General features: G+C 48.6%; 7 protein-coding genes and 1 tRNA gene. 5 read left to right on the top strand and 3 right to left on the bottom strand.

From position 1 onward, the window contains the following. Positions 1–1,294 (bottom strand): serine--tRNA ligase (gene serS, locus O3661_RS09260; RefSeq protein WP_371493186.1); only part of this gene is annotated, 1,294 nt, incomplete at its 3' end. A gap of 125 nt (positions 1,295–1,419) precedes the next feature. After that, positions 1,420–1,495, bottom strand: a tRNA-Glu gene (locus tag O3661_RS09255). A gap of 133 nt (positions 1,496–1,628) precedes the next feature. Between O3661_RS09255 and O3661_RS09250 the strand changes: the two genes are divergently transcribed. The 4 genes from O3661_RS09250 to dcd all read left to right on the top strand — a co-directional run bounded on the left by O3661_RS09250 (position 1,629) and on the right by dcd (position 4,535). Continuing rightward, the gene (locus O3661_RS09250) at positions 1,629–2,528 is read left to right on the top strand and encodes a recombination-associated protein RdgC (protein WP_003747432.1); all 900 of its coding nucleotides are present in this window, start codon (positions 1,629–1,631) and stop codon (positions 2,526–2,528) included. A 78-nt stretch (positions 2,529–2,606) separates the two neighbouring features. Further along, positions 2,607–3,389, top strand: a complete 783-nt coding sequence (locus O3661_RS09245; protein WP_371493184.1) for an ADP-ribosylglycohydrolase family protein — start codon at positions 2,607–2,609, stop codon at positions 3,387–3,389. Between the two features lie 22 nt (positions 3,390–3,411). Continuing rightward, positions 3,412–3,843, top strand: a complete 432-nt coding sequence (locus O3661_RS09240; protein ID WP_371493182.1) for a hypothetical protein — start codon at positions 3,412–3,414, stop codon at positions 3,841–3,843. A gap of 125 nt (positions 3,844–3,968) precedes the next feature. Further along, on the top strand, positions 3,969–4,535 hold the full coding sequence (dcd, locus tag O3661_RS09235) for a dCTP deaminase (RefSeq protein ID WP_003680541.1): 567 nt from the start codon (positions 3,969–3,971) through the stop codon (positions 4,533–4,535). A 57-nt stretch (positions 4,536–4,592) separates the two neighbouring features. On the opposite strand, the gene O3661_RS09230 is transcribed toward dcd, so the two are convergent. Then, on the bottom strand, positions 4,593–5,414 hold the full coding sequence (locus O3661_RS09230) for a pyruvate, water dikinase regulatory protein (RefSeq protein WP_070588146.1): 822 nt from the start codon (positions 5,412–5,414) through the stop codon (positions 4,593–4,595). A 417-nt stretch (positions 5,415–5,831) separates the two neighbouring features. Here O3661_RS09230 and ppsA point away from each other — a divergent pair, with 417 nt between their 5' ends. Beyond that, complete coding sequence (ppsA, locus tag O3661_RS09225) at positions 5,832–8,216, top strand: phosphoenolpyruvate synthase (RefSeq protein WP_263337484.1); 2,385 nt, start codon at positions 5,832–5,834, stop codon at positions 8,214–8,216. Positions 8,217–8,437: the final 221 nt, after the last annotated feature.

Genomic DNA, 8,437 nt, shown 5'->3' with positions numbered 1-8,437 from the left:
ATTTTACTTCCAATTTGGTCACGCCGCCCATATACGGTTGCAACGCAGCAGGGACATTAATGCTGCCGTCGGCATTTTGATGGTTTTCCAAAACCGCCACCAAAGTACGGCCGACTGCCAAGCCTGAGCCGTTCAAAGTATGTACCAAACGGTTTTTACCGTTTTCATCTTTGAAACGCGCCTTCATGCGGCGAGCTTGAAAATCTTCACAGTTGGAGCAGCTGGAAATTTCGCGGTAAGTGTTTTGCGCAGGAACCCAAACTTCCAAGTCGTAGGTTTTGGTCGCGCCGAAGCCCATGTCGCCGGTACACAAAGTGATCACGCGGTATGGCAGTTCCAACGCTTTCAAAATATTTTCAGCGTGTCCGACCATTTCTTCCAGCGCTTCGTATGATTTTTCCGGATGAACGATTTGCACCATTTCCACTTTGTCGAATTGGTGTTGGCGAATCAAACCGCGCACGTCTTTACCGTATGCGCCCGCTTCGGAACGGAAACATGGGGAATGCGCAGTCAATTTCAACGGCAAATCACTGCCGGCCACGATGCTGTCGGCAACAGTATTGGTCAGCGTCACTTCGGCGGTCGGAATCAGATATTGCGTTTTCTTACTCTCATCGCCGCCGCGGGTAACGTGGAACAAATCTTCTGCAAATTTAGGCAGTTGGCCCGTACCTTGCAGGGTCAGATCATCCACAATGTAAGGCGTGTAATGTTCGGTATAGCCATGTTTCAACGTGTGCGTGTCCAGCATGAACTGAGCCAAAGCGCGATGCAGACGGGCGATTTGGCCTTTCATCACGGTAAAGCGCGCGCCGGAAAGTTTCGCACCGCCTTCAAAATCCAAGCCCAAAGGCTCACCCAAATCAACATGGTCTTTGATTTCAAAATCAAATTCGCGCGGTGTGCCGACTTTGCGGACTTCAACGTTTTCCGTTTCATCTTTACCGACAGGCACGCTTTCGTGCGGCAGGTTCGGAATGCTCAGCAGCCAAGCATCCAATTCTTTCTGAACGGCATCCAAATCAGCGGCAGCCTGCTCCAAATCCGCTTTGATTTGGGCAACCTGATCCATTGCAGCTTGAGCCTCTTCGTGTTTGCCTTGACCTTTCAACGCGCCGATTTGTTTGGAAATACTGTTGCGCGAAGCCTGCAACTCTTCTGTTTTCACTTGAACGGCTTTGCGTTGCTCTTCCAAAGCGTTGAAACGCGCGATATCAAACTCGTAACCGCGGGCGGCCAAACGTTCGGCAACTGCGGCGGTATTGCTGCGGAGCAATTGGATGTCTAACATTGTTTTCTCTCGTTAAGATTCAGAATGGCATTATTGTAAACCAATTTAAAGATATTTTCACAGCGACAGGCCGTCTGAAAACAAAAAACGCCCCTGCAAAAAGCAGGAGCGTTTTCTAAAAATTTTGGCACGCCCACGGGGATTCGAACCCCGGTTGCCGCCGTGAAAGGGCAGTGTCCTAGGCCTCTAGACGATGGGCGCGTAACCGAAGCGCGAACTATACAGAAAGCCTTTTCTTCTGTCAACGCCTTTACTGCATTTTTAAAGATACTGCCGATTTCCGTATGTTATTTTCCCTGTATAATGCCGGTTTTAATAAAAAGGAAAACTCGCCATGTGGTTTAAGCAAATCAGTTTTTATCCGCTCAACAAAGACAAGTTGCCCGAATTGGAAGTCCTTGCCGACAAATTGGCGCAATCCGAATTTGCCCATTGTCAGGGTTTGGACTGGTTTAGCGAAGGCTTTGCCACGCCGGTTTCCTTTTCGCCCGAGCTGGTTTTCCCTGCTGATTACACTTGGCGCGTTGCCCTAAAAAAAGAAGAAAAAGTCCTGCCTGCCGGCGTGATCCGCGATATTTTGGATGAAAAGGTTTTGGAAATCCAAAACAACGAAGCACGCAATGTCGGCCGTAAGGAAAAACAAGAACTAAAAGAACAGATTACTGACGACCTGCTGCCCCGTGCCTTTACGCGCAGCAGCCGCACACAGGCGATTTTCGACACGCGCCACGGGTATCTTTTGGTCAACAATGCCGCATCTGCCAAAGCGGAAAATATCCTGACCAAACTGCGCGAAGCCTTGGGCGGTTTGGAAGCCGCCCTTCCCAACACCAAACAATCGCCCTCCTCCCTGATGACCAGCTGGCTGCTGCAAGGCCACTGCGAAGGCGGTTTTGAATTGGACAGCGATTGCGAACTCAAAGGCGTCGGCGATGTTGTTCCGGTCGTCAAAGTTTCCAAACAAGACCTGACCGCCGATGAAGTGGTACAACACGTCAAAAACGGCAAAACTGTTACCCAACTCGGCTTGGTATGGCGCGAACAAATCGCGTTTATCCTTACCCAAGACTTTACGCTCAAACGCATCCAGTATCTGGACGTTTTGCAAGAAGAAGCCGAAAGCAACGGCGACGATGCCGCCAGCCTCGCCTTTGCCTCGCAAATCCTGATGACCGAAGCCATCAGCACCATGTTGGAAGAGCTGGTTTCTTATTTGGGCGGCTGGCAAGAGTAATTTTTCAGACGGCCTTTTCATTGGGAAATATCAAAGGCCGTCTGAAATATAAATAGAAGTATCAGAAAGGATGTCATGATGTTGGGCGCAGTCATTGGCGATATTGCCGGATCACGATTCGAGTTTGACAACTACCGTCACACCGATTTTGACATTTTCAGCCCCGACAGCGACTTTACCGATGACACGATTTGCACTGTTGCCATCGCCGATTGGGTTTTACAAGGCTGCAACGATAATTTGGTCTCTATTTTACAAGGCTGGTGCAGGGCATATCCCTGTCCAAAAGGCGCATATGGCGGCCGCTTCTCACAATGGATAGAATGGAAAGATCCAGAATCTTATAATAGCTGGGGCAACGGCTCGGCCATGCGTGTTTCTGCCGTTGGTTGGGCATTTGCCACATTGGAAGAAACCCTGCATTTTGCTGAGCAATCCGCCATCGTAACGCACAACCACCTAGAAGGCATTAAAGGCGCGCAAGCCGTAGCCGCCGCCATCTTTTGGGCGCGTACCGGTATGGGCAAAGCGCAAATCAAAGAAAACATTACACGGCAATTCGGCTACGACTTGAGCCAAAGTTGCGACCAAATCCGCCCGCATTATCATTTCAACGAAAGCTGTCAGGAAACCGTACCTCAAGCGATTACCGCCTTTCTTGAAAGCGATGATTTTGAACACGCCATCCGACTGGCAGTATCCCTAGGCGGAGACAGCGATACCTTGGCGGCCATTACCGGCAGTATTGCCGAAGCCTACTACGGTATCCCTGCGGCCATACGCGAACACGCTTTAGCCATATTGCCACGCCGTATTGCTGAAACCCTGCTGACTTTTGAAGCCCAATATCAGGCCGTCTGAAACTGCCTGCAAAAAGGAATGAATGATGAAATACCTCGCCCTACTCCCTATCGCCTTCATGCTGGGTACGCCTGCCATTGCTGAAACCATCAATCCTTATCAGGAAAAAGGTTGCGCTTATGATGGCGATGTCGGCAAAGACGGCAAACCATCCGGTAAAGGTACATGGAAATGCCAAGACGGCCGCAGCTATGTCGGCTCATTTAAAAACGGCAAATTTGACGGCAAAGGCGTATATACCGTTTCCAACAACAGCGAAACCTTTATCGAACCTTTCTCCTCCAACAGCGCCAAATTACGCAATATGACGCTGGAAGGCATGTTCAAAAAAGGCAGGGCGCACGGAAACTTTACCGCCTCCCAAAACGGCACACCCGTCTTCATCATGAAATGCGAAGACGGTATGATTAAAGAAGTCAAACTGGCTAAGAAATCTGCGTCCAAAACCAAATAAACAGCCTTTCAGACGACCTTATCCGGCTTTTAGGCCGTCTGAAACATCAATTGACAAGCCTGTCTAAAGGCTGTTGTGTTGATTTCAAAAAATTTCCAAACAACCCTTACCCCAGGACAACCACCATGAGCATTAAATCCGACAAATGGATACGCCGCATGGCCGAAGAACACGGCATGATTGAGCCGTTCGAGCCCAACCAAATCAAAGAGGCCAACGGCCAACGCATCATCTCCTACGGCACGTCCAGCTACGGCTACGACATCCGTTGTGCCAATGAATTTAAAATCTTCACCAACATCAACAGCACCATCGTCGACCCGAAAAACTTCGACCCGAAAAACTTCGTAACCGTCGAAGACGACTGCTGCATCATTCCGCCCAACTCCTTTGCTTTGGCGCGCACAGTCGAATATTTCCGCATCCCGCGCAACGTCCTGACCGTCTGCTTAGGCAAGTCCACCTACGCACGCTGCGGCATTATCGTCAACGTTACCCCGTTTGAGCCTGAGTGGGAAGGCTACGTTACGCTTGAGTTTTCCAACACCACCCCCCTGCCTGCCAAAATCTATGCAGGCGAAGGCGTGGCCCAAGTCTTGTTCTTTGAAAGCGATGAAGTCTGCGAAACTTCATACAAAGACCGCAACGGCAAATACATGGGACAAACCGGTGTTACCCTGCCTAAGACTTAAATATACAAAATAAAAAAAAGGCCGTCTGAAATTTCAGACGGCCTTTTATCATTTCATTTAGAAACGGCGTTTCAGCTTGCAAGCCTGCAAGATATGAACGGCGAGTTCTTCCACAGATTTATCCGTTGTATTGGTAAACGGCACTCCGTGGCGTTTAAACATATTTTGCGCATCGGCAATCTCGCTGCGGCAAGTATCGATTTTGGCATAGGTCGAATTAGGACGGCGCTCATGACGGATAGCCTGCAAACGCTCAGGCTGAATGGTCAAGCCGAACAGCTTGTCTTTATAAGGCTTGACCATACGCGGCAAATCGGTCGATTCCAAATCATCGGGAATCAATGGATAGTTTGCGGCGCGGATACCGTATTGCAGGGCCAGATAGAGACAGGTCGGCGTTTTGCCCGAACGGGACACGCCCATCAAAATCACATCCGCTTCCTGCAGGTTTTTATCGCTGACACCGTCATCATGATTCAGTGAAAAATTGACCGCCTCCATACGCGCATCATAGCGTTGGGTATTGCCGATACTGTGGTGCCCCTGCCGGGCGGCAACTGCCTCCGTATTGAGTTCCTTTTCCAAAAGACCGAGAAAGGTTTCAAAGAAATTAATATGGAACGCATTGGCTTTCTTGATGATTTCACGGATTTCGTCATTGACCACACTGACAAAAGCAATCGGGCGTACACCGAATTTTTCAGCTGATTGGTTGACTTTGTCTACAACAGCACGCGCTTTTTCAGGCGTATCGATAAACGGATAGGTATGGCGTTTGAACTCAACATTGCCAAATTGGTTCAGCAAGGCTTCACCGATATTTTCAGCGGTCAGGCCGGTTCGGTCGGAAATATAGAAGACTTGGCGTGGATCAGTCATAATGAATCCTCTTGAGGGTAACGTTTCAGACGGCAATCATAGCAGTTACAGCCTTTGCAATAAAGCGATTCCCGAGAGATTACACAGGATTACAACAAATTTGAACAATTTTTAAATTAGCACAAAATTTTATTTTTTGCTATTTTGTAGAATTTTATTCTAAAATTGCAAAATAAATCTTGTTTATTAAATTTATTAACTTATTTTGTTTTCCATATTTAACAAGAAGATAACACGTAAAAACATGAATCTGATATTCACATTTCAGAAGGCTACACGCCTGAAAAGCACAATATCACAGACGAATTTGTGATTTTTAAAAAGATAAAACACATGACAGCCATCAAACGAATGGCTACAATAAGCAGGCGGATTTGTTTCTTTTTTAACATTTTTTGGATTGGATTGGACACACAAATGGCCGAAAACTACGTTATTTGGTTTGAAAACCTGCGTATGACTGACGTTGAGCGAGTGGGCGGTAAAAATGCCTCTTTGGGCGAAATGATCAGCCAACTGACTGAAAAAGGCGTGCGCGTTCCCGGCGGTTTTGCAACCACAGCCGAAGCTTATCGTGCTTTCCTGGCTCACAATGGTCTGAGCGAGCGTATTTCCGAAGCCCTGAAACAACTGGATGTTGAAGACGTTGCCGAATTGGCACGCGTGGGTAAAGAAATCCGTCAATGGATTTTGGATACTCCGTTCCCTGAGCAGCTGGATGCTGAAATCGAAACAGCTTGGAACAAAATGGTTGCCGATGCCGGCGGTGCGGACATTTCCGTTGCCGTACGTTCTTCCGCAACAGCAGAAGACCTGCCGGATGCTTCTTTTGCCGGTCAACAAGAAACCTTCTTGAACATCAACGGCTTGGAAAACGTTAAAGAAGCCATGCACCATGTATTCGCTTCCCTGTACAACGACCGTGCCATTTCTTACCGTGTCCACAAAGGCTTCGAACACGACATCGTTGCCCTTTCTGCCGGCGTACAACGCATGGTGCGCTCTGACAGCGGTGCCTCCGGTGTGATGTTCACCATCGATACCGAATCCGGTTACGACCAAGTCGTTTTCGTTACCTCTTCTTACGGTCTGGGCGAAAACGTCGTACAAGGTGCGGTAAACCCTGACGAATTCTATGTATTCAAACCTACTTTGAAAGCAGGCAAACCGGCTATCCTGCGCAAAACCATGGGTTCGAAACAAATCAAAATGATCTTTACCGACAAAGCCGAAGCCGGTAAATCTGTAACCAACGTTGATGTACCTGCAGAAGACCGTCAACGCTTCTCCATTACCGATGCCGAAGTAACCGAGTTGGCTCATTACGCGCTGACTATCGAAAAACACTACGGCCGCCCAATGGACATCGAATGGGGCCGCGACGGTTTGGACGGCAAACTCTACATCCTGCAAGCCCGTCCTGAGACCGTGAAATCCCAAGAAGACAGCAGCCGCAATCTGCGCCGCTTCTCCATCAACGGCGAAAAAGTTGTCTTGTGCGAAGGCCGTGCCATCGGTCAAAAAGTCGGCCAAGGCAAAGTACGCCTGGTGAAAGATGCTTCCGAGATGGATTCCGTTGAAGCAGGCGACGTACTCGTTACCGACATGACCGACCCGGATTGGGAACCGGTGATGAAACGTGCTTCCGCCATCGTGACCAACCGCGGCGGCCGTACCTGCCACGCAGCGATTATCGCGCGTGAATTGGGTATTCCGGCTGTTGTAGGTTGTGGCGACGCTACCGATCTGCTGTCCGAAGGCCAAGAAGTTACCGTATCTTGTGCCGAAGGCGATACCGGCTTCATCTACTCGGGCTTGCTGGACGTACAAATTACCGATGTTGCTTTGGACAACATGCCTAAAGCGCCTGTAAAAGTGATGATGAACGTTGGTAACCCTGAATTGGCATTCAGCTTCGCCAACCTGCCTAGCGAAGGTATCGGCTTGGCGCGTATGGAATTCATCATCAACCGTCAAATCGGTATCCACCCTAAAGCCTTGTTGGAATTTGACAAACAAGACGACGAGTTGAAAGCTGAAATTACCCGCCGTATCGCCGGCTACGCTTCTCCTGTCGACTTCTATGTCGATAAAATCGCGGAAGGTGTGGCAACTTTGGCTGCTTCGGTTTATCCACGCAAAACCATCGTTCGTATGTCAGACTTCAAATCCAACGAATACGCTAACTTGGTGGGTGGCAGCATCTACGAACCGCACGAAGAAAACCCAATGTTGGGCTTCCGTGGTGCAGCGCGTTATGTAGCCGATAACTTCAAAGACTGCTTCGCACTCGAGTGTAAAGCCTTGAAACGCGTTCGCGATGAAATGGGTTTGACCAACGTCGAAATCATGATTCCATTCGTTCGTACTTTGGGTGAAGCAGAAGCTGTGGTTAAAGCCCTGAAAGAAAACGGTTTGGAACGCGGCAAAAACGGCCTGCGCCTGATCATGATGTGCGAGTTGCCAAGCAACGCAGTATTGGCAGAACAATTCCTGCAATACTTCGACGGCTTCTCCATCGGCTCTAACGACATGACCCAGCTAACCCTCGGTCTCGACCGTGACAGCGGCTTGGTATCCGACTCCTTTGACGAACGCAATCCTGCCGTTAAAGTAATGTTGCACTTGGCAATCTCTGCTTGCCGCAAACAAAACAAATACGTCGGCATTTGCGGTCAAGGTCCATCAGACCATCCGGACTTTGCCAAATGGCTGGTTGAAGAAGGTATCGAGAGCGTATCGCTCAACCCTGATACCGTGATTGAAACTTGGCTGTATCTGGCTAACGAATTGAACAAATAAGTTCGATAAGACAAAAATCCCCTGCCCGTTTATCCCGGCAGGGGATTTTTATTGCCTTATTCAATGCCGTCTGAAAAAACTTTCACTTTCTTTTACCTTATCGAAAAAATCCTTTATCATCAAAATGATAAAAAAATATGCCGCCATATCCACAAATTCTCAATGGTACTATATTGCCTTTCCGCATTTTATCCCATGCTTTTTGAGTGAACCTTTTTTCA

The sequence above is a fragment of the Neisseria sp. 20925_1_37 genome (genome assembly GCF_041433255.1).
Lineage (GTDB): Bacteria > Pseudomonadota > Gammaproteobacteria > Burkholderiales > Neisseriaceae > Neisseria > Neisseria flavescens_D.
The sequence above is the reverse complement of the archived record's forward strand: the minus strand, read 5'-3'. Positions and strand labels throughout refer to the sequence as shown.

Bases quoted from the DNA above. Each gene is read 5' to 3' on its own strand.
- O3661_RS09250 (WP_003747432.1), top strand. From the start codon at position 1,629: ATGTGGTTTAAGCAAATCAGTTTTTATCCGCTCAACAAAGACAAGTTG.
- O3661_RS09245 (WP_371493184.1), top strand. From the start codon at position 2,607: ATGTTGGGCGCAGTCATTGGCGATATTGCCGGATCACGATTCGAGTTT.
- O3661_RS09240 (WP_371493182.1), top strand. From the start codon at position 3,412: ATGATGAAATACCTCGCCCTACTCCCTATCGCCTTCATGCTGGGTACG.
- dcd (WP_003680541.1), top strand. From the start codon at position 3,969: ATGAGCATTAAATCCGACAAATGGATACGCCGCATGGCCGAAGAACAC.
- O3661_RS09230 (WP_070588146.1), bottom strand. From the start codon at position 5,414: ATGACTGATCCACGCCAAGTCTTCTATATTTCCGACCGAACCGGCCTG.
- ppsA (WP_263337484.1), top strand. From the start codon at position 5,832: ATGGCCGAAAACTACGTTATTTGGTTTGAAAACCTGCGTATGACTGAC.